This window comes from Pseudarthrobacter sp. TE9888 (assembly GCF_056279345.1).
In genome coordinates this window covers 3,839,585-3,863,054 of record NZ_JBWBRD010000002.1, presented here as the reverse complement: position 1 = coordinate 3,863,054, position 23,470 = coordinate 3,839,585, and the positions used below count along the sequence as shown (strand labels likewise).

The window sequence follows — 23,470 nt, the reverse complement described above, 5'->3', positions numbered from 1 at the left end:
AGGTGGAGCAGGTGACGGCGGGGTTGCCGGGGGAGCAGCCTGCTAGAACCCGGAGGTCCCTGCGAACACCTGGATGAACGCGAAGAAGATGGTGGCGATGACGGCCACGTACAGCAGCGCCGTGATGATCCAGCCGGAATCGCCCAGGACGCGGGCCGCACCCGCCGGCATGGGGAGGACGCCGGCCGTGATGTTCCGGATGGTGGTCCACACGAAGAGCGGGATCATGGCAGCCCAGACGATCATGCAGAACGGGCACAGGATGTGGATGGAGTACAGGGCCTGGGACCACAGCCATACGACGAACGCGAAGCCGAGCGTGACTCCGGCCTGCAGCCCGAGCCAGTACCAGCGGGCAAAGGCCGCACCCGACAGCAGGGCCATGCCCACCGTGATGGTAATGGCGAAGGCCACGATTCCGATGAACATGTTGGGGAAGCCGAACAGGGAACTCTGCCAGGTCTGCATGACCTGGCCGCAGGAGATCCAGGGATTCACATCGCACACAGTGGTGTGGTTGGGGTCCTTGAGTACTTCGAGTTTTTCCAGGACCAGGGTTCCGGAGGCAAGCCAGCCGACGATGCCGGTGATGACCAGCAGCCAGCCGAAGGGCCGGTTCCGGGCCATCCGCGGAAGGCTTCCGGCGGCGCTGGTTTGCGGCTCGGCGGCCCGTTCCTGCTCGTGGGCGCTGACGGGGGAGATGCTGGGCATGGGTGTTGCGTCCTTTTCGTCCGGTGCTCCTGTGCCTGATTGTAACGCCGACGGCTGGAGCCACCACACAGGCAAAGGAACAGCAACGCCCGCTTCCGCGGCGATCCGGCGCGGGTGTGAGAGAATGGACGTGGCTGGAAGCCGATCCACATTCGGACTCCGGTCCGGTGGTTTGTTCCCAAGACCGCCAATGATGAGCAGGGCAGGCTTCGGATTCTTCCGGCAAACCCGCGACTCCATTGGGCGGCACCTGGTTGTAGCACGCAGAACAACGGGTTTTCAGAACATCCGCCGGCTCCCACGGGCTGCCGCACCCCAATGACGGTGCGAACCTGGGAGTATCCACTTGACTTCTGTCAATGCCTGCGGGTGTTGACAATATGTGCCCCAATGGGTGCCGGATGTGGCGGTACGTCAGGGGCAGGAGTGTTGCCACATATGGACAATGATCAGGAACTGGCCGTTAACGACGAAGCAGCGGCTGCTGCGCCCAAGAGGGCTCCGCGGACCCGCCGCAAAGCGGCAACAAAAACCGGGGAAGCTCCCGCGGATGCCATGACCAGCGGACCGGACGCCGCTTCGGCCCCCGGTGGAGACCCGGCCGGTCAAGAAGCCGCGGTCGAAGCAACCGCCGTGGAAGCAACCGCTGCCGAAGAAGCCGGCACCGCGCAGAAGGCCCCCGCCCGGCGAACCCGGGCCCGGAAGAAGGCCGACACCGCCGAACCGCTGCCTGCCTTCGCCGCTGACGTGGAGCCTGCTGCCGAAGTGGCGGCCGTTGACGCACCGGCCGCCATTCAGGACCCTGCCGCCGAAAGCCCTGCCGTTCCTGCCCAGGATGCAACGGCAGATCCCGAAACCAAGCCCGTCCGCCGCCGTCGGGTAGCCACCCGCAAGGCTGCCTCCCCGGTCGCCGCCCCCACAGGTGACTCCGCGGCAACGGCTGACGAAACACCTGCAGCCGCAGCCCCTGAAGCTGCCGCAGCCCCGGAAGCCGTGCTGCCGGAAGCCGCTGACCAAGTCGCGGAACAGAACGTGGAGCAGGCGAACGGATCCGCCGGGCAGGAAGCAGGTCCTGCGGTGGCAGGCGCCCCCGCACAGGAGCAGCCCACGGAAGCGCCGGCAGTGGAAGACGGCGAGGCCGCCGCTGCCGCCAGCCCCTTCGGTTCCCTCTTCCTGGAACCCGCTTCCCCCACGTCAGTACTCTTCCAGGCGCCGGACCTCAGCACTGTAGTCCGGCCCGCGGCGCCCGCAGCCGCGGAGCCCGAGGAAGAAGAATCCGAAGACGCCGAGGATTCCTCCGGCCGCCGCCGTCGCCGCAGCCGTGGCCGCAGGGGCCGCAGCCGTATCGGTGGTACGGCGGAGGAGGATAACGAGGACAGCAGTTCCGATGCTGAGGACGAGTCTGACGAAGACGCAGCCGGCCAGGTGGAAGACGGCGTGACGTCGCGCCGCCGCCGTCGCCGCCGCCGCGGGGACCAGGACCTTGAGCTCACGGGCGGCGGGGACGATGATCCGCCCAACACGGTCACCCGGGTCCGCGCGCCGCGTGCTGTCACTGAAGCGCCCGTGAGCAACCGCGTGACCAGCGTCAAGGGCTCCACCCGCCTGGAGGCCAAGAAGCAGCGCCGCCGCGAATCCCGCGACACGGGCCGGCGCCGGACTGTCATCACCGAGGCCGAGTTCCTGGCGCGCCGCGAGTCCGTGGACCGCCAGATGATCGTGCGCCAGCGCGATGACAGAATCCAGATCGGCGTCCTCGAAGACGGCGTCCTGGCCGAGCACTTCGTGTCCAAGACCCAGCAGGATTCGCTGATCGGCAACGTGTACCTCGGCAAGGTCCAGAACGTGCTGCCGTCCATGGAAGCGGCGTTCGTGGACATTGGACGCGGCCGCAACGCCGTCCTGTACGCGGGCGAGGTCAACTGGGAAGCAGTCAACCTCGAGGGCAAGCAGCGCCGCATCGAAAACGCACTGAAGTCCGGCGACACCGTGCTGGTGCAGGTCACCAAGGACCCCGTGGGCCACAAGGGTGCCCGCCTCACCAGCCAGATCTCCCTGCCCGGCCGCTACCTGGTGTACGTCCCCGGCGGTTCCATGACGGGCATCTCCCGCAAGCTGCCCGACGTCGAACGCAACCGGCTCAAGCGGATCCTCAAGGACCGGCTGCCCGAACACGCCGGCGTCATTGTCCGCACCGCTGCCGAGGGCGCTTCCGAGGAAGAGCTCACGCACGACATCAACCGGCTACGCGCCCAGTGGGAAGGCATCGAAAGCCAGTCCACGTCCACCAAGATCCTGGCCCCCGAGCTCCTCTACGGCGAACCCGACCTCACCATCAAGGTGGTCCGCGACGTCTTCAACGAAGACTTCTCCAAGCTCATCGTTTCCGGTGAGGAAGCCTGGGACACCATCGAGGCCTACGTCACCTACGTGGCGCCGGACCTCGTGGGCCGGCTTGAGAAGTGGACCAAGGACCAGGACATCTTCTCGGCCTGGCGTATCGACGAGCAGATCCACAAGGCCCTCGAACGGAAGGTCTTCCTGCCCTCCGGCGGCTCCCTGGTGATCGACCGCACCGAGGCCATGACCGTGGTGGACGTCAACACGGGCAAGTTCACCGGCAGCGGCGGCAACCTCGAGGAAACCGTCACCAAGAACAACCTCGAAGCGGCCGAGGAAGTGGTGCGCCAGCTCCGGCTTCGCGACATCGGCGGCATCATCGTGATCGACTTCATCGACATGGTGCTCGAATCCAACCGCGACCTGGTCCTGCGCCGACTGGTGGAGTGCCTGGGCCGGGACCGGACCAAGCACCAGGTTGCCGAAGTGACCTCACTCGGCCTGGTCCAGATGACCCGCAAGCGCATGGGCACCGGCCTGCTCGAAGTGTTCGGCGAGCAGTGCGAAGCCTGCGCAGGCCGGGGCGTCGTGACCCATGACGATCCCGTGGAGCACCGCCGGGCCAACATCGTGGCGGCCGAGCACCACGTCCAGCGCACCGACAACCGGCCTGAAGCCCGGGCGGAAACGCGCCCGGAAGCGCAGCGGAACGACAACGGCCAGCCCGGTGTCCGGACCGAACGCAAGCGGCGGCGCGGACGCGGCGGCCAGCAGCCCGAGGCTGCCCCGGCACCTGCCGTGCATGTCCACACCGTCCAGCCGGACCCGTCCGACGCCGAGCGGCACGCCAAGGCGGAGGCCACCAGGCTTGCCCTCGCGAACATCGCCGCTGCCGCCCATGCAGCCCACCTGCACGACGACGAGGTAGCGGCAGCCCGGCAGGTGCCGTCCGCGGAGCCGGCGCCGGTACCCGTTGAGGAGACGCACGACGCCGATGCCCCGGCACGTCCCGCAGCCGTCCTCACGTTCGGCGGCGAGGAAGTCCCTCTTCCGTTCGTGGAGCACGCCGGGGAACAGCATCCGAAGCCTGCCCTGACGCTGGACCGGCTTGCGGAAGCATTCGCCCACCTGGGCCAGCCGGCTTCCCCCGTGGAGAACGCCCCTGCCAGGCAGGCAGAGGCCGTGCAGGCAGCAGGAGAGGTCGCGCCGGAAGGGCAGGCCGACGGCGGGACGGCAGAAGGCCGCGCCGGTGCCGCTCCTGAGGCGTCGCCTGAAAAGGACTATTCGGACCACACGCTGGAGCAGTCCCGGCAACGCCGGCCCCGGCGCCACCGGGCCGCCAGCCGTGCCCAGGGTTCCGCCAACGAGACCGCTGTCCAGCACCATGAAAACGTCCAGGCTGATGCCGGTGGGCACTCGCACGCAGCCAAGGCCCCCGAACCGGCGAAGGACCAGCCGGAACCGCGCAAGGCGGCCGAGGAACCCATCATCCTCGGCGTCGGGGTGCCTGCCTCGGAACTCTAGCCACAGGAGCGTCCAGCCAGGAATCCCCGTCCTGCGCATCGGTCCACCGGGATTTCCGGGTGGACCGTGCGGGGCGGGGATTCCTGCTGTTGCGGGGCGGTCTATTCTGCGGCGGCCGTTGTCACCCTTTTCCCCGGCTGCGGCGCACGGGCTAGGGTAGGAACCGACACGGGGTGCCGCGCAGCAGGCCGGCTGAGATCCAGACCCGTTGAACCTGTCCGGCTAGTACCGGCGAAGGGATGTCTCTTGTCTTCGACCCTTTCCATGCCCCTGCCAGCTGCCTCCTCCGTCCGCACCGGGCTGCCCACCGGCCGGGACGTCCCGCGGGTCCTGTCCATCGCCGGCTCCGACCCGTCCGGGGGCGCAGGCATCCAGGCCGACCTGAAAAGCATTGCCGCGCACGGCGGATACGGCATGGCTGCCATTACCGCCCTGACGGCACAGAACACCCGCGGCGTGCAATCCGTCCACGTTCCTCCCGCGGCCTTCCTCGCCCAGCAGCTGGACGCGGTCAGCGATGACATCTCGATCGACGCCGTCAAGATCGGCATGCTGGGCGACGAGGCCGTGATCCGCACCGTCCGGCACTGGCTGGAGAAGGTCCGTCCCGCCGTCGTGGTCCTGGACCCGGTCATGGTGGCCACCAGCGGCGACAGGCTGCTGGAGGAGTCCGCCGAGGCCGCGCTCCGGGAGCTGCTGCCGCTGGCCAACCTCATCACTCCCAACCTGCCGGAGCTTGCCATGCTGGTGGGTGCGGACCCTGCCGACAGCTGGGCGGCCGCGCTGGAGCAGGGGCGGCACCTGGCGGACGCCACCGGCGCCACCATCCTGGTCAAGGGCGGCCACCTGGCGGGTGCGGACTGCCCGGATGCGCTGGTCAATACGGCTGGCCTCCTCGCACAGGAAGTGGTGGAGGTTCCGGGAAACCGCATCAACACCCGCAACAGCCACGGCACCGGCTGTTCCCTGTCCTCCGCGATGGCCACCGTCCAGGCGCGCCTGGGCGACTGGGAGGCATCCCTCCGGACGGTCAAGCCATGGCTGGCCGGCGCCCTTGAAAACTCGGAGCAGCTCGAGGTGGGCCAGGGAAACGGGCCGGTGCACCACTTCCACCATGTGCGGCCGGCCCCCGCGGAAGGCGGCTTCGCTGCCCGGCTGTGGGCGGAGGCCCAAAAGGACCTCGCGGACATCTACGCCCTGGACTTCATTCACGGCCTGGCCGCCGGGGACCTTCCCGAGAAGGACTTCGCCTACTACCTGGCCCAGGATGCCCTGTACCTGAACGGATACTCCCGGGTGTTGGCCCGCGCCAGCGCCCTGGCTCCCTCCGAAGCGGAACAGCTGTTCTGGGCCGGGTCCTCGCAGCAGTGCCTGGAGGTGGAGTCGGAACTGCACCGTTCCTGGCTCAGCACCCGGGCCGCCCAGGGCGGCCTCGGCCCCGTCACCAAAGCCTACGTGGATCACCTCACCGCAGCGTCGGCGTCGGGCAGCTACGCCGTCCTGGCCGCCGCCGTCCTTCCCTGCTTCTGGCTCTACGCCGAGGTGGGCGAAAAGCTGCACGGCCAGTTTGTTGCCTCCTTGGAGCCGGAGGGGCACGCCTACTCGGCCTGGCTGCGGACGTATGCCGACGAAGGATTTGCCGAAGCAACGCGCCGCGCCATCGCCATCGTGGACGCAGCTGGCCGGAAGGCCTCGGACGCCGAGCGGGAGGCCATGGTGACCGCGTTCAAGCAGTCCTGCCGCCTGGAAGTGGAATTCTTCGACGCGCCGAGGCTCCATTCCTGACTCCTGCGGGCAGCACCGCCGCTATGATGGAGTTCATGGTTGCGGTGCTGCCTGCCGGAGTGTGGTTACTACCACACCCGGGCCGCCGGAACCAGCCTCATTTGCGGCCGTAGATGGATTTAGCGTATTCTAGATCTTCGGTGCTTACGCCAACACTTGGGTTATGACCCCACGGCGTTGAGGCACAGCGGGAACCCTGACTTTTTTGAGTCGGTTCCGCACGCAAATTTTGTAATAAACGTCGAGAGAAGTGAGTTCCCAAGTGGTGTACGCGATTGTCCGCGCAGGCGGCCGCCAAGAGAAGGTTTCCGTTGGAGACTTCGTTACCCTGAACCGCGTCGCCGGTGGAGCCGGCAGCACCATCGAGCTGCCCGCACTGCTCCTGGTTGATGGTGACAAGGTCACCTCCGCCGCCGCTGACCTGGCCAAGGTAACTGTTACGGCTGAAATCCTCCAGGACCTGCGTGGTCCTAAGATTGTCATCCAGAAGTTCAAGAACAAGACCGGCTACAAGAAGCGCCAGGGTCACCGCCAGGAACTGACCAAGGTCAAGATCACCGGCATTAAGTAACCACCGGTTACTGTTCAGGTATTTCAACAGATTCCCCAGAATTTAGAGGCAGGCATTTCAGATGGCACATAAAAAGGGCGCGAGCTCCACTCGCAACGGTCGCGATTCCAACGCTCAGTACCTCGGCGTCAAGCGCTTCGGCGGCCAGGTCGTTTCCGCAGGCGAGATCATCGTCCGCCAGCGCGGCACCCACTTCCACCCCGGCGCCGGCGTTGGCCGTGGCGGTGACGACACCCTGTTCGCACTGACCCCGGGCGCCGTTGAATTCGGCACCCGCCGCGGTCGTCGCGTGGTCAACATCGTTGCTGCTGCAGCTGCAGAGTAACAACCAGTTCTGAAGCGGTGGAGCGGGCCTGAGGGTCCGCTCCACTGTTCTTTTAACAGCATTACAATCGATGTGGCGTCCCCGGGCGCCCCATAAACAGCATCTGAGGAGATCCACGTGGCCAGCTTTGTAGACCGGGTAGTACTGCATGTATCCGGCGGAACCGGCGGCCATGGTTGCGTCTCCGTCCACCGCGAGAAGTTCAAGCCCCTCGGCGGTCCCGACGGCGGGAACGGCGGCAACGGCGGCGATGTGATCCTTCGCGTGGACCACCAGACCACCACCCTCCTCGACTACCACCACGCACCGCACCGGCACGCGAGCAACGGCGGCCCCGGCATGGGCGACTGGCGCGGCGGCAAGAACGGCGAGACCCTGATCCTGCCCGTACCGGACGGCACGGTTGTCAAAACCAAGGACGGCGAAGTCCTCGCCGACCTCGTGGGAGAAGGCGCCGAGTTCGTGGCAGCCGCCGGCGGCCTGGGCGGACTCGGCAACGCTGCCCTGTCCTCACAGAAGCGCCGCGCCCCGGGCTTCGCGCTGCTCGGCATCGAAGGGGATTCCCGGGACGTCGTCCTGGAACTCAAGAGCATTGCCGACATCGCGCTGGTGGGCTTCCCGTCAGCCGGCAAGTCCAGCTTGATTGCAGCCATGTCCGCCGCCCGGCCCAAGATCGCCGACTACCCGTTCACCACCCTGGTTCCCAACCTGGGCGTGGTGCAGGCCGGCGACGTACGGTTCACCATCGCCGACGTCCCCGGCCTCATCGAGGGCGCCAGCGAGGGACGGGGCCTGGGCCACAACTTCCTCCGCCACGTCGAGCGCTGCGCCGCCCTGGTCCACGTGCTGGACTGCGGCACCCTTGAATCGGAGCGGGACCCGCTCACCGACCTCGCCATCATCGAGGGTGAGCTGGAGAAGTACGCCGTCGATATGAGCTATGCCGGCCAGGACGGGGAAGTGATTCCCCTGAACCACCGCCCGCGGCTGGTCGCGCTGAACAAGGTGGACCTGCCCGATGGCAAGGACATGGCTGAGTTCGTGCGTCCGGAACTCGAATCCCGCGGATACCGCGTCTTCGAAGTATCCGCCACGAGCCATGAAGGCCTGCGCCAGCTCGGCTTCGCCATGGCGGAGATCGTCAAGGCAGCCCGGGATGCCGTGGCTGCGGCCCCGCCCAAGGTGCAGCCGGCCGTGCTGCGGCCGCGTGCTGTCAACGAAACCGGGTTCAAGATCCGGCGCGAGGAAAAGAACCTGGAACCGCTGTTCCGCGTCCTGGGCGAAAAGCCCGTGCGCTGGGTCAAGCAAACCGACTTCACCAACGAAGAGGCCATCGGCTACCTGGCGGACCGGCTCGCCCGGCTGGGCGTTGAAACCGAACTGTTCAAGCAGGGCGCCAAGCCCGGTGACACGGTGGTCATTGGCGAGGACGACGGCGTGGTGTTCGACTGGGAGCCCACCATGATGGCAGGAGCTGAGCTCCTGGCCTCGCCGCGCGGCACCGACGTCCGATTCGCCGATATCGGCGACCGCCCCACCCGCAGCCAGAAGCGCGAAGAGCAGCAGGAGCGCCGCGACGCCAAGGCTGCCGCCCGCGCGGAGCTCGAAGCGGAGCGGAAAGCCGGAATCTGGACCGAGTCCGTCAGCGGCCGCCGTGCCGCCCAGACCGTCAAGGAAAGCGGACTGGAAGCGGACGATGACCTCTAGGGGCATGACTGCAGTACCCGGCGTGCCTGCGGGGGACAGGAGCGCGCTGGCCGGGGCCCGCCGGATCGTGGTCAAGGTAGGTTCCTCCTCGCTGACCAGCATCAAGGGCGGCATCTCGGAGGAATCCCTGACCGCCCTCGCTGACGCCCTGGCGGCTAAACGCAATGCGGGTGCCGAGATCATCCTGGTTTCCTCAGGGGCCATCGCGGCAGGCCTCGCGCCGCTTGGCCTGGCCAAACGGCCCCGGGACCTGGCCACCCAGCAGGCCGCGGCCAGCGTGGGCCAGGGGCTCCTGATGGCCCGGTACACCCAGGCCTTCGGTGCCCACGGCGTCACCGTCAGCCAGGTCCTGCTGACCGCCGAGGACCTGATGCGGCGCAGTCAGCACACCAATGCCCTCCGCGCCATGGACCGGCTGCTCAACCTTGGGGTGGTCCCGGTGGTCAACGAAAACGACACTGTGGCCACCCACGAGATCCGCTTCGGCGACAACGACCGGCTGGCCGCCCTGGTGGCCCACCTGGTGCGCGCCGATGCGCTCGTACTGCTGTCCGACGTCGACTCCCTCTATGACGGGCCGCCCGCCCAGGGTGCCCGGCGCATTCCGCTGGTCACCGGCGCGCACGACCTCGAGGGCGTGTCCATTGGCAAGGCCGGCAAGGCCGGCGTGGGTACCGGGGGCATGATGACCAAAGTGGAGGCTGCCGGCATGGCGGCAGGATCGGGAATCCACGCCCTGGTGACGTCCACGCCCAACGCAGCCGCGGCCTTGAACGGCGAGGACGTAGGCACCTGGTTCTCCGTCAACGGCTCCCGCAAACCTGTCCGACTCCTGTGGCTGGCGCACGTTGCGTCGGTGCAGGGCCGGCTGGTCCTGGACGAGGGGGCGGTCCGCGCTGTGCGGCACCACCGCACGTCCCTCCTGCCGGCTGGCATCTCCGCGGTGCATGGCGACTTTGAAGCCGGCGACGCCGTTGAGCTGGCCGGAGCCGACGGCACCATCATTGCCCGCGGGCTGGTGAACTACTCATCCGAGGAACTGCCGCGGATGCTGGGACGGTCAACGCATGAGCTGGGCGAGGAAATGGGCAGCGGCTACAACCGTGAAGTTGTTCATGTAGACGACCTGGTGCTGGTCTGAGCTGCCACCTCGCCTAAACTTGGATCATGACTGACGCACTGATCCACGCTGCTGAACATTCCGGACCCACCGCTGCGCAGGCGCAGCCGGGTCCTGCAGCTGAACCGGCATCGGCCCAGGCACCCCTGTCCGCCGCCGAGGTGGAGTCCGCGGTCCACGCCATCACCGACCGCGCCCGCCACGCCGCCCGCACGATGGCCACCGCCAACCGGGCCTGGAAAGACCGTGCCCTCCGCGCCGTGGGCGCCGCCCTGCAGGAGAACGTCCCCGCCATTCTCGCCGCCAACGCCATGGACGTGCAGCGGGGCAACGCCAACGGGACCTCCGCTGCCCTCCTGGACCGGCTCACCCTCACCGACGCCCGCGTCGCCGGACTCGTGGCAGCCCTTGAAAACCTGGCCGGCCTCCCGGACCCCGTGGGCAACGTGGTACGCGGACAGACTCTCCCCAACGGGCTTCGCCTCCGCCAGGTCAATGTGCCCATGGGGGTGGTTGCTGCCATCTACGAGGCAAGGCCCAATGTCACCGTCGACATCGCAGGACTTGCCCTGAAGAGTGGCAACGCCGTCATCCTCCGCGGCGGCAGCGCGGCCGAAGCCACCAACCAGGTGCTGGTCCGCATCCTGCGCGAGGCCCTGGAATCCGTCGGGCTGCCCGCCGACGCGGTCCAGACCGTGGACCAGTACGGACGTGCGGGCGCCACCGTCCTGATGAAGGCCCGGGGCAGGGTGGATGTCCTGATTCCCCGCGGCGGCCGCGACCTGATCCAGACCGTGGTCACCAACTCTGCCGTCCCGGTGATCGAAACGGGGGAGGGAAACGTCCACATCTTCATCGATGAGTCCGCCGACGAGAACATGGCCGTAGAGATCCTGCTCAACGCCAAGACGCAGCGGCCCAGTGTCTGCAATACCGTGGAGACGCTGCTGGTCCATTCCGGCTCAACGGTGCTGCCCGCCGTCGCCTCCGCCCTCCGCAGTGCCGGTGTCCGCCTCCACGTGGACGGGCGCATCAGCGCCGCACTGCCCGCCACGATCGACACCGAACCGGCGACGGATACGGACTGGGGAACGGAGTACATGGACCTGGACCTCGCCGTGGCGATGGTGGACAGCCTGGACGAAGCCGTCCGGCACATCCGTACCTGGTCCACCGGCCACACCGAGGCGATCCTCACCAACAACCTCGCCAACGCCGAGCGCTTCATCGCGGAGGTTGATTCGGCGGCCGTGATCGTCAACGCCTCCACCCGCTTCACCGACGGCGGCGAACTGGGCCTCGGTGCCGAGGTGGGCATCTCCACGCAGAAGCTGCATGCCCGTGGTCCCATGGGCCTGACCGAACTCACCACCACGAAGTGGATCGTCCAGGGCGAAGGCCAGGTCCGCGGGTAGCAACGCGGTAACATAGACCAGAACCCGGAAAGCAGCGGAAGGTTCCGCTGCCTGAAAATCCTTGAACAAGGGGAGAAAATGCTGCTCCAGCAGATTGCCACGTCCGTCGCCGCCGCAGGCGAATCAGGCCACGAGGAGCTCGCACCGCTGTGGGCCGAACCATGGGTCTTCGGCGTGTCCATGTTCGGCATCCTGGTGGTGCTGATGCTCATTGCCTGGTCCTACAACAACCTGGGCAACCGGCACGCCGCCACGGATGAGCACGCGGATCCGCACCGCCAGCACCCCAACAAGCACGATCGCGGGCAGGGCCACTAACATTTCCCACAACCTGCAACGCAATGGGGCCCGGGGGAGGCTGCGGCTGGGCGTGATGGGCGGGACCTTCGATCCCATCCACCACGGCCACCTTGTGGCGGCCAGCGAAGTCGCAGCGGAGTTCGACCTCGACGAGGTGGTCTTCGTTCCCACCGGGCAGCCATGGCAAAAGTCCCATAAACAGGTCAGCGAGCCCGAACACCGCTACCTGATGACCGTCATCGCCACGGCCTCCAACCCGCGCTTCACCGTCAGCCGTGTCGACGTCGACCGCCCCGGTCCCACCTACACCATCGACACCCTGCGCGACCTCAGGGCGCAGCGCCCCGATGCCGACCTCTTCTTCATCACCGGCGCGGATGCCCTGGCGCAGATCCTGTCCTGGAAGGACATCGACGAACTCTGGTCGCTCGCCCACTTCGTTGGCGTGACCCGGCCGGGCCACGTCCTCGACGGTATGGGCCGGGACGATGTCAGCCTGCTGGAAGTGCCCGCCATGGCCATCTCGTCAACTGACTGCCGCGCCCGGGTAGCCTCCAACAGCCCGGTCTGGTACCTGGTCCCGGACGGGGTGGTCCAGTACATCGCCAAGTACGGCCTGTACTCGGACGCACCGGAAGGCGCGGATGACGCAACGTCCGAAGCACGCGAACCAGCCAGCACCGAATGAGTTCTCAATGAGTCAGGAACAGCCACCAATCCGCAGCCGCCGGGAACTCCGGAAGGCCAGGGACGCCCAGCAGGCCACCTCGCCTGCCACGGAGCAGCGCCCGCCAGCCGCCGACCGGCTGGCTGGCAGCGCGCCCGCGCAGGACGGCCAGGACGCTGCGGCCGGCACCGGTTCCGCCGGGGGAGCCGCCCCCGCGGTTCGCCCCCAGGCGCCGGCGGACCAGCCGGCCACTCAGCGCTCCTCCCAGATCCGCGCCCGCGACCGGGCGGCGCTGCGCACCATCAAGGAACTTGAGGAAAAGGAAGGGCAGCTTGCTGCCGGCGGGCCCCCCACCCGGCGCCAGCTGCGGCTGCAGCAGCTCAAGGAGCAGGCCCTGACGGCCGCCAACCCCATCGTTCCGGCCACCGCTGCTCCCGCCGACAAACCGGCCGCCAAGCCCGCAACGCCAGGTACCGCCAAGCCCGCCACGGCGGGCAAAGGCACCAGCGGGGCAGGAGAAGGCGCGGACAATCCCAACGCGGACAATCCCACGCCGGCCCCCGCCGGAGCCCCGGAGGGCATGACGGTGGAGCAGGCCCTGGAGGCGCGCGCACTCATCGCCGCGCAGGCCAGGAACCAGATTGCCAAGATGGAGCACATCGCTTCCCTGGATCCGGAAGCCGTGGATCCCGAAATCCTGGCTGAGCAGATTGCGTTGGCCGAACGGGCCGCTGTCATGAACCGCCGCGCCATGGCCCGGCAGAAACTTGCCGAGCAGGCCGGCAGCCCGGCCGGCGCCCCTGGCAGCGGTCCGGCGCAAAAAGACAACGCGGGCCCGTCTACGGCCAGCAACCTCGCAATGGTGACGCCCCTTGAGTTCGTCCAGGTTCCGGGTGTGGAGCGGCCGGTCATGAAACCGCCTGCCACCTCCCACGTTCCTGTCACCACCCGGCCCGGTATCAAGGTGCCCGGCACGAAGGTACCGGGTGCCGGGAAACGCAGGCCCGCCACACGTCCCAAGGCGCCCGCCCCGGATACGGCTACCGGCCGCTCGCAGGTCATCGCACGCGCCGAAGCGGCTGCCAAGGCCGCCAGCCGTCCAAAGCCGGTTTCGCGCCCGGAAGACCAGTCGGAGGATCTTTTCGAAGACCTTCCCAGGGTTCCCGCCCGGTCCGCCTACGGGCTCGACCCCCTGGATGCCGCAACCGCCGGGCTTACCAGGGCCCGCCGGAACCGCATTCTCCAGTTCTGCATCCTCGCGTTCGGGATCCTGGCCCTCGTCGCCGGCATCATCCTGATCGTCAGCGGCATGTCCCGCTGACCTGCCGGCCGGCACCAACACTTAACCAAACAAGGAGTCCCGTGACTGCAACAGAATCGTCCATCGCCATAGCCCGTACGGCCGCCAAGGCCGCCGCGGACAAGATCGCCCAGGACATCGTCGCCATGGATGTGAGCGAACGTTTGGCCCTCGCCGACGTCTTCCTCATCGCCTCGGCGCCCAGCGAACGCCAGGTCAACGCCATCGTGGACGGCATCGAGGAAGAGCTCGCTAAGCAGGACCTGCGGCCCGTGCGCCGCGAGGGCCGGTCCGGCGGCCGATGGGTCCTGCTGGACTACGCCGACGTCGTGATCCATGTCCAGCACGAGGAAGACCGCGTGTTCTACGCGCTGGAGCGTCTCTGGAAGGACTGCCCCGTCGTCGACCTGCAGCTCGGTGACGACGCGTCCGCTAAGGCCGGCGCCGTTTCCGACAGCGAGTAGGGGCGAATATTCCCGATTTGGAATTTTCGGAAATGCTGTTCTAAGATATTTGAGTTGCTTCGGGGGAGACCCTGAAGAAAGCCCGCAAGGGCAGCAGCAATCCGGGGCTGTGGCGCAGCTGGTAGCGCACCTGCATGGCATGCAGGGGGTCAGGGGTTCGAGTCCCCTCAGCTCCACCGGAGAAGTCCGCCGGAACCGTTTGGTTCCGGCGGACTTTTTTGTGCCCGCATCCCGGCTGCTCCGGATTTCACCGGCGCCCGGACCTTGCACCCCCGCGTTCCCCGGTGATCTGTCCAAGCGCGGGTGCATTCAGGGCGTGGACAGCGGACGGTGACGGCCGATTGGCGTCCAGCGGAAAAGTGCATTACTCTGGTCAGGTTGCTCCGGGGAATTCGACCGGAAAAACAAAAGTACGGGGCTGTGGCGCAGCTGGTAGCGCACCTGCATGGCATGCAGGGGGTCAGGGGTTCGAGTCCCCTCAGCTCCACCGTTACGGAAAGGGAACCATCACATGTGATGGTTCCCTTTTTTGTTGCCACCGGCAACCGATTCTGGGCGGAAAGCCTTCCGGCGCAGGTCAAAGCGCGGTACAACTGTGGTTGAGGGCACATCGTCCCGCCTCCGGACAGCTTTCATCCAAAGCGGCGGCCGCGGGACAGGCTGACGAGGAGGTCACAGATGTCCCACGCAGACGGCTACAGCCGTAACGGCGGAGCTTTTCCCGATGAACCGCGCCTGACGCGCGATACCGCCATCCGCGGACCAGCCAGGCCCGGCCCGTATATCGGCGCCGGTATCCTGCTGGCCGCCGCCATCCTGTTCCCATTGATGCCGCAGCTCTACTCCTTTGACGCGCCGCGGCTGGCCGGGATGCCCTTCTTCTACTGGTACCAGCTGCTGTGGGTGCCGATCTCTGCCGTCCTGACCGGCAGCGCGTACTGGCTGGTCACCAAGGAAGACCGACGACGGCGGGCCGAGGCGCGTGCGGGTGGTCCGCCCAAGGCGGGGACTGGCACCGCCGGGGCCGGTTTGGGAGGGGACCGGCCATGAACACCCGCGAGATCAACTGGACAGCCCTGATCATTGTGGTGCTGCTGTTCGTCATCGTGGCCGTGATGGGCTTCCTCGCAGCCAGATGGCGCCGGAGCACCGATGTAGAGGGGCTGCACAGCCTGGACGAATGGGGTCTTGGCGGCCGCGGCTTCGGCACCTGGATCACCTGGTTCCTCCTGGGCGGGGACCTGTACACCGCGTACACCTTCGTGGCGGTGCCGGCAGCCATGTGGGCCACCGGCGCTGTGAGCGGTTTCTTCGCGGTCCCGTACACGATCGTCCTGTATCCGATCATCTTCATCATCATGAGCCGGCTGTGGTCCGTATCCCACCGCCACGGCTACGTCACCTCGGCGGACTTCGTGGGCGGCCGCTACGGCAGCCGCTGGCTCTCCCTGGCCGTCGCCGTTACGGGCATCGTCGCCACGATGCCCTACATTGCGCTGCAGCTGGTGGGCATCAAGGCTGTGCTCACCGTCCTTGGCCTGGGGAGCTCCGGAAACGTCCTGCTGACCGACCTGCCGCTGATCCTCGCCTTCGTGGTGCTGGCCGCCTACACGTACACCTCGGGCCTGCGCGCCCCGGCGATGATCGCCGTCGTCAAGGACCTCCTGATCTACCTTGCCGTGATTGTGGCCGTCATTTACCTGCCCATCAAGTTCGGCGGCTGGGACACCATTTTCGGTGCAGCCCAGGCCAAGCTCGGCGCAGTAAACCAGGCCACGGGCAAGCCGGCGGGTGTCTTCGTCCCGGGCGCGGCCAACTACTCCGCCTACTGGTCGCTGGCGCTGGGCTCGGCCATGGCGCTGTTCATGTACCCGCACTCGGTGACCGCGGTGCTGGCCTCGAAGGCACGCAACACCATCCGCCGCAATGCCGCCATCCTGCCGCTGTACTCCCTGATGCTCGGCTTCCTGGCCCTGCTGGGTTTCGTGGCCATCAAGGCGGGCACCAAGCCAATCGACCTGGACGGATCCGTCAACCCGCAGCTGGTGGTCCCACAGCTGTTCCTTGACCACTTCCCGGCCTGGTTCGCCGGGATAGCCCTGGCCGCCATCGCCATCGGGGCGCTGGTGCCGGCAGCGATCATGTCCATTGCCGCCGCCAACATGTTCACCCGGAACATCTACCGCGACTTCATCCGCCCCGACGTCGATCCAAAGACGGAGGCGAAGGTGTCCAAGATCGTCTCCCTGGTGGTGAAGGTGGGCGCCCTGGTTTTCGTGATCGCCATGGACCAGTCGGCAGCCATCAACATGCAGCTCCTGGGCGGCATCTGGATCCTGCAGACCTTCCCGGCAGTGGTGGCCGGGCTCTACACCCGCTGGTTCGACCGCTGGGCCCTGCTGATCGGCTGGGCCGTGGGCATCATCTTCGGTACCGTCTCCGCCTACAACGTGGTCAACCCAGTGACCAAGGCGCATTTCGGTGGTTCGGTGGCGCCCATTCCCGGCACGGACTTCAGCGTCTACATCGCCGTATCGGCGTTCGCGCTGAACCTGGTGGTCGCCGCCGTGCTGACCCTGGTGATGCGGGCCCTCAAGGTCCGGACCGGCGAAGACCTTACCCGGCCCACGGACTACGCCGCCGACGAAACGGATCCTAAAGTGGTGCAAATCGAAAAGACCCAGCACTTCACCCAGCCGGGCGGACCCTCCCCGGTGGCCTAGCCGTAAAGTGGCCTGACCTCAGGGTCACCGAGCCGCCCTTCTGCCGGGTTGCGTCCCGGCAGGAGGGCGCTTCCGTCACAGCGCTTTCGTCACAGCCAGCCAGTGCGGCGCAACGGCGGTTCCTCCCCGCCCGGGCGGCGCACCAGGACCTGGTTGACTCCGGTGAGTCCGTTTTCGAATCCGATGGCGCTGGCGGCCATGTACAGCCGCCACACCCTTGCGCGACCTTCTCCGGCCAGTCGCACCGCTTCCGCCCAGTTCTGCTCCAGCCGCCCGACCCACGCACGGAGAGTCAGCGCGTAGTGGGGACGCAGTGCTTCCACGTCGAGGACTTCGAACCGGGCAGTCTCCAGGGCGGACACCATTTCGCCCAGGCTGATCATTTCGCCGTCCGGGAAGACGTAGCGGGGTATGAACGAGTCGGGATCAGGGTCGGTGGGGCCGGCGTTCCAGGAGATGGCATGGTTCAGCAGCCGGCCGCCGGGGCGGAGCAGCCCGAAGAGTGCTGCGGCGTAGGCAGGGGTCTGGGCCCGTCCCACGTGCTCGGACATACCGATGGAGCTGATGGCGTCGTAGGGCCCGTCGTCCACGTCCCGGTAGTCCTGGACCCGGATCTCCACCCTGTCGGTGAGGCCGGCCTCGGCTGCGCGCTTCCGCGCCAGGGTGGCCTGCTCCGTGGACAGCGTCACGCCCACCACTGTGGCGCCGTACTTGGCGGCAGCGTGCAGGGCGAAGCTGCCCCACCCGCAGCCAACATCGAGGACCCGTGTCCCCGGCTGGAGGCCCAGCTTGCGGCAGACAAGGTCCAGCTTGGCTTCCTGCGCCGCGTCCAGGCCATTGTCCGGGCCACCGCCGGCAGGGACGCCTTCGTCCGGCCACACAGCGCAGGAGTAGACCATGGATGGTCCCAGCACCAGGGCGTAAAAATCGTTGCCGACGTCGTAATGATGCGAGATGGCGGCCGAATCCCGTCCCCGGGAATGCATCCTGCCCTTCCTGGCGATCCGCGCCTCCTCGGGCGGCGGGGCAGGGTTGGGTCCCACAGCGCCCAGCCGGACAGCGGTGCGCAGCAGCAGCCAGACTTCGCTGGCGGAAAGCGGCCGGAACGGTCCGGGCTCGGCGAACTTCCCGGCCGAACTCAACGCTGCGAAGGCTGCGAAGACGTCACCCGGGGCGTCGATGTCACCTGCCACATACGCCCGGCTCAGGCCAAGCTGCCCCGGTGACCAGAGCATTCGTCGCAGTGCCTTCCGGGATTTGAACTCAAGAACCGGTGCGTTGGCAGGGCCTGCTTCCGAGCCGTCCCATGCCCGCAGCCGCAGCGGGACGTCGCTGGTGCCCAAAACCACCCCCAGCGCTTTCTCCAGCCTGGCGGCGTGCCCGCCCGCTCCGGTTCCGCTTTGTCCGGCATCTTCAGTGTCCATGCGCCCACCCTAAGGCCGGGCAGCCCTCCGCGACTATCATGGGGGAGTGATTCCTGACCCAACCGATGTGGTGGTCATCGGGGCTGGCCAGGCAGGCCTGTCGGCTGCGTACCACCTCCAGCGCCGCGGGCTGGGCTTCGCCGTGCTTGACGCCGAGGAAGGTCCCGGCGGCGCGTGGCGGCACCGGTGGAAGAGCCTGCGCATGGCCACCGTCAACGGGATCAGCAACCTTCCCGGAATCGCCAAACCAGATGTGGACCCCGCGGAACCAAGCTCGGAATTCCTGACCCGCTATTTCGCCGGCTACGAGGCGGAGCTGGGGCTTAACGTCCACCGGCCGGTGAAGGTGCGTGCCGTGAGGCGTGAGGACAGCAATCCGGCCGGCCGGCTGCGGATCGAAACGTCCGACGGCGACTGGAGCGCCAAGGCACTCATCAACGCCACGGGTACGTGGACCCGCCCGTTCTGGCCCATCTATCCCGGCCGTGCCTCGTTCGGCGGCAGGCAACTGCATGTGGCCGACTACGTGTCCGTGGATGAGTTCCGCGGCCTGCACGTGATCGTGGTGGGCGGCGGGATCTCTGCCGTGGGGCTGCTGGAGGAGATTTCCCGCGTCACCTCGACCAGTTGGTTCACGCGCCGGGAGCCGGTGTGGCGCGACGAGGCGTTTGATGCCAAGGCTGGCCATGACGCCGTGGCGCTCGTGGAGGAGCGCGTCCGCAAGGGGCTTCCACCGCAAAGCGTCGTTTCGGTGACGGGCCTGATCTGGACGCCTGCCCTTCGTGCGGCGAAGGAACGGGGCGCGCTGGAGCGGCAGCCCATGTTTACCGCCATTGAACCCGGGGGAGTACGCCGCGCCGACGGTACCCTGCTGAGGGCCGACGTCATCCTCTGGGCCACAGGGTTCAGGGCGGAACTGGAACACCTGGCGCCACTTCACCTGCGGGGTCCGGGCGGCGGGATCGCCATGGACGGAACCCAAGTGGCGGCCGAGCCCCGCGTGCACCTGGTCGGGTACGGCCCATCGTCGTCCACCATTGGTGCCAACCGTGCCGGACGGGCAGCAGTGGCAGCGATCCTGAAGCTGCCGGCGATGGCGACGGCGGCCGAGCCGGTAACGTGGAGGTGATGCCCCGGGTGCCGGGGCCGGCAGAGGCGACAGAAGGCGGCAGCACACCGGTGGCAGCAAACACCCTGGCGGACATCTTCGACGGGCTGAGACGGCGGCCCGATGTGGAAGCCCCCAACCTGCAGGCCTGGGACGCCACCGACCGGCTCCTGCTTGAAACTGCCGTCCAGCTGGGACGGGCGGGCGGCGCCGTGTCAGTCATCGGAGACCGCTATGGAGCACTCACTCTCGGCGCCGCCGAGGCCCTGGCCCCGGCCTCGCTGCGCGTGCACCAGGACCTCATCACCGGGGAGCGGGCCCTGCGGCTGAACGCGGCCGAACTGTCCGCCAGGCGGGAGGCTGCCGGGCTTCCGGCGGACAGCGCCGGGTCCGGTTTCGTGCAGCTGCCCCTGGGGCCCGAACTGCTGGCAGGGGCGGACACCGTCCTGCTGCAGCTCCCCAAGACCCTGGCTGAGCTTGAGGAGATCGCCGCTACCGTTGCCAGGTACGCCGCGCCGGGCGTCCGGCTGCTTGCAGGCGGGCGGGTGAAGCACATGTCACTGGGCATGAACGCCGTCCTTGAACGGTATTTCGTGTCCGTGCAGCCGCAGCTGGCGCGGCAAAAATCGCGGGTCCTCCTCGCGGCCGGTCCCAAAACCGCCGCCGCCTCCCCGCGTTTTCCGGTGGTGGAGCACCTCGTGGAACTGGACCTGGACGTTGCCGCGCACGGCGCTGTCTTCGCCGGCGCCAGGCTGGACATCGGCACGCGCTTCCTGCTGACGTTCCTGCCCGCCATGAAGCCGGCACGCCGCGCCGTCGACCTCGGATGCGGCACCGGCATCCTCGCCGCAATGTATGCCAGGCAGTTCCCGGACGCCGCGGTAACGGCTACCGACCAGTCTGCGGCCGCCGTCCAGTCCGCGCTGGCCACCGCCCGCGCCAACGGGCTGGCGGACCGGATCTCCGTGCTGCAGGACGATGCGCTCAGCACCTTTCCCGACGGGACAGTCGACGCGGTCCTGCTGAATCCGCCCTTTCATGTCGGAGCTGGAGTCCACGCCGGCGCCGGGCTGAAGATGATTGAAGCCGCCGGGCGGGTCCTGGCTCCAGGGGGCGAGCTGTGGACGGTCTACAACCGGCACCTGGCCTACCTGCCTGCCCTGGAGCGGTCCGTAGGGCCCACCGTGGTGGAGGGCCGAAACCTAAAGTTCACGGTCACCCGGAGCACCCGCAGGTCCCGCTGACCCCATCCTGCCCCTCACCGGCCACGACATCCGCCGCGCCGCTGCCGGACATGTGGGCGGCGGCGGACGCTTGACGTACGATTCAAAGCATCACCACCGCCAGGTAGCCGAAGACGTTTAGGGGACACAGTGTCTGAGATCCGCCAATCCTCTCCGAGGCGCGGAACCAACTTGCCCAGGATGGGGGACTTTAACCTCACCGTCATCCTCGACGCAATCCGCAGGACGTCCGGCGGACTGAGCCGCGTGGAACTCGCCCAGATCGTTGGCCTGTCGCCGCAGACCATCTCGAACATATCCCGCCGCCTGCTGGACCAGAACCTGATCGTCGAAGCCGGCAAAGAGGGCAGCGGCCCCGGAAAGCCCCGCACCATCCTGCGCCTGAACCCCGGCGGCATGTACGCCCTCGGGGTCCACCTGGACCCGGCCGTGACCACATTCGTGGTGCTTGACCTCGTGGGTGCTGTGGTGCGGCACTCCCGGATCAAGACCCCGGGCGGAAACGATCCTGCCGCAGTGATCGCTACGATCGCCGCGGAACTGGCCCAGCTCGTGGAGGATTCCGGCGTGGACCAGGCCCGCATCGCGGGACTCGGAGTGGCCGCTCCCGGTCCCATCGACCTGGACCACGGCACCGTGGTGGACCCCCCGCTGCTCCCCGGGTGGGACCGCGTGGAACTGCGGGACGCGTTGGCCAAGGCCACCGGCTACTCCGTGCTGGTGGACAAGGATGTGACCAGCGCCGCCGTCGCGGAAACGTGGGCGGGCGGCCCCAGCGGCGCCGGCAGCTTCGTGTTCATGTACATGGGGACCGGCATCGGCTGCGGGATCGTCCTCAACGATGAAGTTGTCCGGGGGACGTCAGGCAACGCCGGCGAGATCGGCCACATCATCGTGGACCCGGGCGGACCTCTTTGCGACTGCGGACAGCGCGGCTGCGTCAAATCCTCCGCCATTCCCCAGGTCCTGGTGGCGGAAGCGGTCGCCACGGGCATCCTGGAGGGCGCCCCGTCCGGAAGCGCGGCCGAAATCCAGCAAAGCTTTTCCGAGCTGTGCGCCCGTGCGTACGCAGGGGACGAAGGTGCCGCCGCCATCCTGGACAAGTCTGCCGTCCTGGTTGCCCGGGCGGTCTCCGTGGTCACGAACACCCTGGATGTTGAACGGGTGGTCTTCGGCGGCCCGTTCTGGACGTGCCTGTCGCAGCGCTACCTCGAACTGGTCCCGCCGCTGCTGGACGCCAACAGCGCCGCCCGCCTGATCCACCCGATCGAAGTGGTGGGCACGGGGGTGGGGGAGGACGTGGGAGCCATCGGCGCGGCCTCGCTGGTCCTGGAACATACGCTCGCGCCCCGCGCCCAGCGGCTCCTGCTGGAAAGCTGACAGCGCCATGTTTCGCCGGGCATCCAAAGCCGCATCGCTGGTGGCTGCAGCAGTTTTAGTCCTCACAGCGTGCACCCCTGCCGATCCTGCGGGCGGCAACCGGACCATCAAGGTGGCGTACCAGAAGACAGACTCGTTCACGGCACTGGACACCATGTTCCAGGATGCGAAGAAAGAGTTCGAAGCCGCGAACCAGGGCGTCACGATCGAACTGCAGCCCATCCAGGCCAATGATGACGACTACGGCACCAAGCTGGCCCTGGCCCTGCGGTCGCCTTCGACAGCCCCGGACGTCTTCTACGAGGACACGTTCAAGGTGCGCTCCGACGTGGACGCCGGGTACCTGCTGAATTTGGACAGCCGCCTGGAGGGGTGGAGGGACTGGGACAAATTCGACGACGCTGCCAAGGAAGCAGGCAAAGCGGACGACGGCGGCACGTACGCGGTGCCGTTGGGCACCGACACGCGCGCAATTTGGTACAACAAGAAAGTTTTTGCGGCGGCCGGCATTGACCTGCCGTGGGAGCCGTCCAGCTGGCAGGACATCCTGGACACAGCCCGCGAGATCAAGGCCGCAAACCCCGACGTGGTTCCCTTCAACATGTATGCCGGCAAGGGCACCGGCGAAGGAAGCGTAATGCAGGGCTTCTACGAGCTCCTGTACGGTACGGGGGCGACCCTTTATGACCCGGATTCAAAAAAGTGGGTCGTTGGCTCGGCCGGCTTCAAGGATTCGCTGGCCTTCCTCAGCACCCTCTACGGGGAAAAGCTCGCAGTTCCCCCGGCCGAGGCGCTGGACCCGAACATCTGGAAGAAAGTCTTCGGCGAATGGTTCCCCAAGGCAAAACTTGGCGCAACCGTGGAAGGTTCCTATGCGCCGTCGTTCTGGCAGGACGGCGGAAGCTACGCCTGGCCGGAATACAAGCAGGACATGGGAGTAGCCCCGTTCCCCACCCAATCAGGGGGTGCACCCGGCGCAGTGAGCATGTCCGGAGGGTGGACGTTAGCCGTCGGCGCGGAAACCAAGCAGCCCGACCTCGCATTCAATTTCCTGACCACCGCCCTGAACGCAAAGAACTCCCTGGCGTTCACGGTGGCCAGCTCGCAGATCGCCGTCCGCACCGACGTCGCTGCCGACCCCGGCTACCAGTCGGCCAACCCGTTCGTGAAGGACGTGTCCAGCCTGGTCGCAGTCACCCGGTACCGGCCGGCGACGTCCGACTACCCACGGATCTCCGCTGCCGTGCAGGAGGCCACCGAGGCTGTGATCACCGGTAACAGGACCCCGGAACAGGCGGCAGCCGATTACGACGCGGCCGTGGCCGGAATTGTGGGCGGCGACAAGACCATCCGGAAGTAGCG

At 67.5% G+C, this 23,470-nt stretch carries 19 protein-coding genes, 2 tRNA genes and 1 riboswitch; of the genes, 19 read left to right on the top strand and 2 right to left on the bottom strand.

Annotation, left to right across the window (positions count from 1 at the left end; genetic code table 11):
• Window positions 1-42 precede the first annotated feature (42 nt).
• Window positions 43-711 (bottom strand): vitamin K epoxide reductase family protein, encoded by a 669-nt coding sequence (locus tag ACZ9J7_RS18390; protein ID WP_476211426.1) that lies wholly within the window; start codon window positions 709-711, stop codon window positions 43-45.
• A 438-nt stretch (window positions 712-1,149) separates the two neighbouring features.
• Here ACZ9J7_RS18390 and ACZ9J7_RS18385 point away from each other — a divergent pair, with 438 nt between their 5' ends.
• The 15 genes from ACZ9J7_RS18385 to mctP all read left to right on the top strand — a co-directional run bounded on the left by ACZ9J7_RS18385 (window position 1,150) and on the right by mctP (window position 16,952).
• On the top strand, window positions 1,150-4,575 hold the full coding sequence (locus tag ACZ9J7_RS18385; RefSeq protein WP_476211425.1) for an Rne/Rng family ribonuclease: 3,426 nt from the start codon (window positions 1,150-1,152) through the stop codon (window positions 4,573-4,575).
• A 159-nt stretch (window positions 4,576-4,734) separates the two neighbouring features.
• A riboswitch (TPP riboswitch) is annotated at window positions 4,735-4,832 on the top strand.
• Window positions 4,833-4,839: 7 nt separating this feature from the next.
• A complete protein-coding gene (gene thiD / locus ACZ9J7_RS18380; RefSeq protein WP_476211897.1) occupies window positions 4,840-6,360 on the top strand; it encodes a bifunctional hydroxymethylpyrimidine kinase/phosphomethylpyrimidine kinase in 1,521 nt (506 codons plus the stop codon).
• Between the two features lie 262 nt (window positions 6,361-6,622).
• Window positions 6,623-6,931: a 50S ribosomal protein L21 gene (rplU, locus tag ACZ9J7_RS18375; protein WP_003803420.1), complete on the top strand. Its 309-nt coding sequence runs from the start codon at window positions 6,623-6,625 to the stop codon at window positions 6,929-6,931.
• A gap of 61 nt (window positions 6,932-6,992) precedes the next feature.
• A complete protein-coding gene (rpmA, locus tag ACZ9J7_RS18370) occupies window positions 6,993-7,256 on the top strand; it encodes a 50S ribosomal protein L27 (RefSeq protein WP_009372867.1) in 264 nt (87 codons plus the stop codon).
• A 117-nt stretch (window positions 7,257-7,373) separates the two neighbouring features.
• Entirely contained in the window at window positions 7,374-8,963 is a 1,590-nt protein-coding gene (gene obgE, locus ACZ9J7_RS18365) for a GTPase ObgE (RefSeq protein WP_476211416.1), read from the top strand.
• Window positions 8,964-8,967: 4 nt separating this feature from the next.
• Window positions 8,968-10,104 carry a glutamate 5-kinase gene (gene proB / locus ACZ9J7_RS18360; protein ID WP_476211415.1) on the top strand — a complete coding sequence of 379 codons (1,137 nt, stop codon included), beginning with the start codon at window positions 8,968-8,970 and terminating at the stop codon, window positions 10,102-10,104.
• 26 nt (window positions 10,105-10,130) lie between these two features.
• Entirely contained in the window at window positions 10,131-11,498 is a 1,368-nt protein-coding gene (locus ACZ9J7_RS18355) for a glutamate-5-semialdehyde dehydrogenase (RefSeq protein WP_476211413.1), read from the top strand.
• 78 nt (window positions 11,499-11,576) lie between these two features.
• Complete coding sequence (locus ACZ9J7_RS18350; protein WP_141160230.1) at window positions 11,577-11,816, top strand: hypothetical protein; 240 nt, start codon at window positions 11,577-11,579, stop codon at window positions 11,814-11,816.
• Complete coding sequence (gene nadD, locus ACZ9J7_RS18345; protein ID WP_476211411.1) at window positions 11,755-12,486, top strand: nicotinate-nucleotide adenylyltransferase; 732 nt, start codon at window positions 11,755-11,757, stop codon at window positions 12,484-12,486. Before ACZ9J7_RS18350 ends, nadD begins: the two co-directional genes overlap by 62 nt.
• Window positions 12,487-12,493: 7 nt before the next feature.
• On the top strand, window positions 12,494-13,786 hold the full coding sequence (locus ACZ9J7_RS18340; RefSeq protein ID WP_476211409.1) for a hypothetical protein: 1,293 nt from the start codon (window positions 12,494-12,496) through the stop codon (window positions 13,784-13,786).
• A 41-nt stretch (window positions 13,787-13,827) separates the two neighbouring features.
• Window positions 13,828-14,229: a ribosome silencing factor gene (gene rsfS, locus ACZ9J7_RS18335; RefSeq protein ID WP_476211407.1), complete on the top strand. Its 402-nt coding sequence runs from the start codon at window positions 13,828-13,830 to the stop codon at window positions 14,227-14,229.
• A gap of 103 nt (window positions 14,230-14,332) precedes the next feature.
• Window positions 14,333-14,405 (top strand) — tRNA-Ala (locus tag ACZ9J7_RS18330).
• 238 nt (window positions 14,406-14,643) lie between these two features.
• Window positions 14,644-14,716 (top strand) — tRNA-Ala (locus tag ACZ9J7_RS18325).
• A 191-nt stretch (window positions 14,717-14,907) separates the two neighbouring features.
• A complete protein-coding gene (locus ACZ9J7_RS18320; protein ID WP_476211406.1) occupies window positions 14,908-15,279 on the top strand; it encodes a DUF3311 domain-containing protein in 372 nt (123 codons plus the stop codon).
• A complete protein-coding gene (mctP, locus tag ACZ9J7_RS18315) occupies window positions 15,276-16,952 on the top strand; it encodes a monocarboxylate uptake permease MctP (RefSeq protein ID WP_476211404.1) in 1,677 nt (558 codons plus the stop codon). The genes ACZ9J7_RS18320 and mctP overlap by 4 nt, the downstream gene beginning before the upstream one ends.
• Before the next feature lie 89 nt (window positions 16,953-17,041).
• On the opposite strand, the gene ACZ9J7_RS18310 is transcribed toward mctP, so the two are convergent.
• Entirely contained in the window at window positions 17,042-18,376 is a 1,335-nt protein-coding gene (locus tag ACZ9J7_RS18310; protein ID WP_476211403.1) for a class I SAM-dependent methyltransferase, read from the bottom strand.
• A gap of 46 nt (window positions 18,377-18,422) precedes the next feature.
• Here ACZ9J7_RS18310 and ACZ9J7_RS18305 point away from each other — a divergent pair, with 46 nt between their 5' ends.
• From ACZ9J7_RS18305 to ACZ9J7_RS18290, 4 genes are all read left to right on the top strand, one after another.
• Window positions 18,423-19,505, top strand: a complete 1,083-nt coding sequence (locus ACZ9J7_RS18305; protein ID WP_476211402.1) for an FAD-dependent oxidoreductase — start codon at window positions 18,423-18,425, stop codon at window positions 19,503-19,505.
• Between the two features lie 50 nt (window positions 19,506-19,555).
• Window positions 19,556-20,728, top strand: coding sequence for a class I SAM-dependent methyltransferase (locus ACZ9J7_RS18300; protein ID WP_476211400.1), 1,173 nt, complete (start codon window positions 19,556-19,558; stop codon window positions 20,726-20,728).
• A gap of 180 nt (window positions 20,729-20,908) precedes the next feature.
• Window positions 20,909-22,108: an ROK family transcriptional regulator gene (locus ACZ9J7_RS18295; protein ID WP_476211398.1), complete on the top strand. Its 1,200-nt coding sequence runs from the start codon at window positions 20,909-20,911 to the stop codon at window positions 22,106-22,108.
• Between the two features lie 7 nt (window positions 22,109-22,115).
• Window positions 22,116-23,468, top strand: a complete 1,353-nt coding sequence (locus ACZ9J7_RS18290) for an extracellular solute-binding protein (protein WP_476211397.1) — start codon at window positions 22,116-22,118, stop codon at window positions 23,466-23,468.
• Window positions 23,469-23,470: the final 2 nt, after the last annotated feature.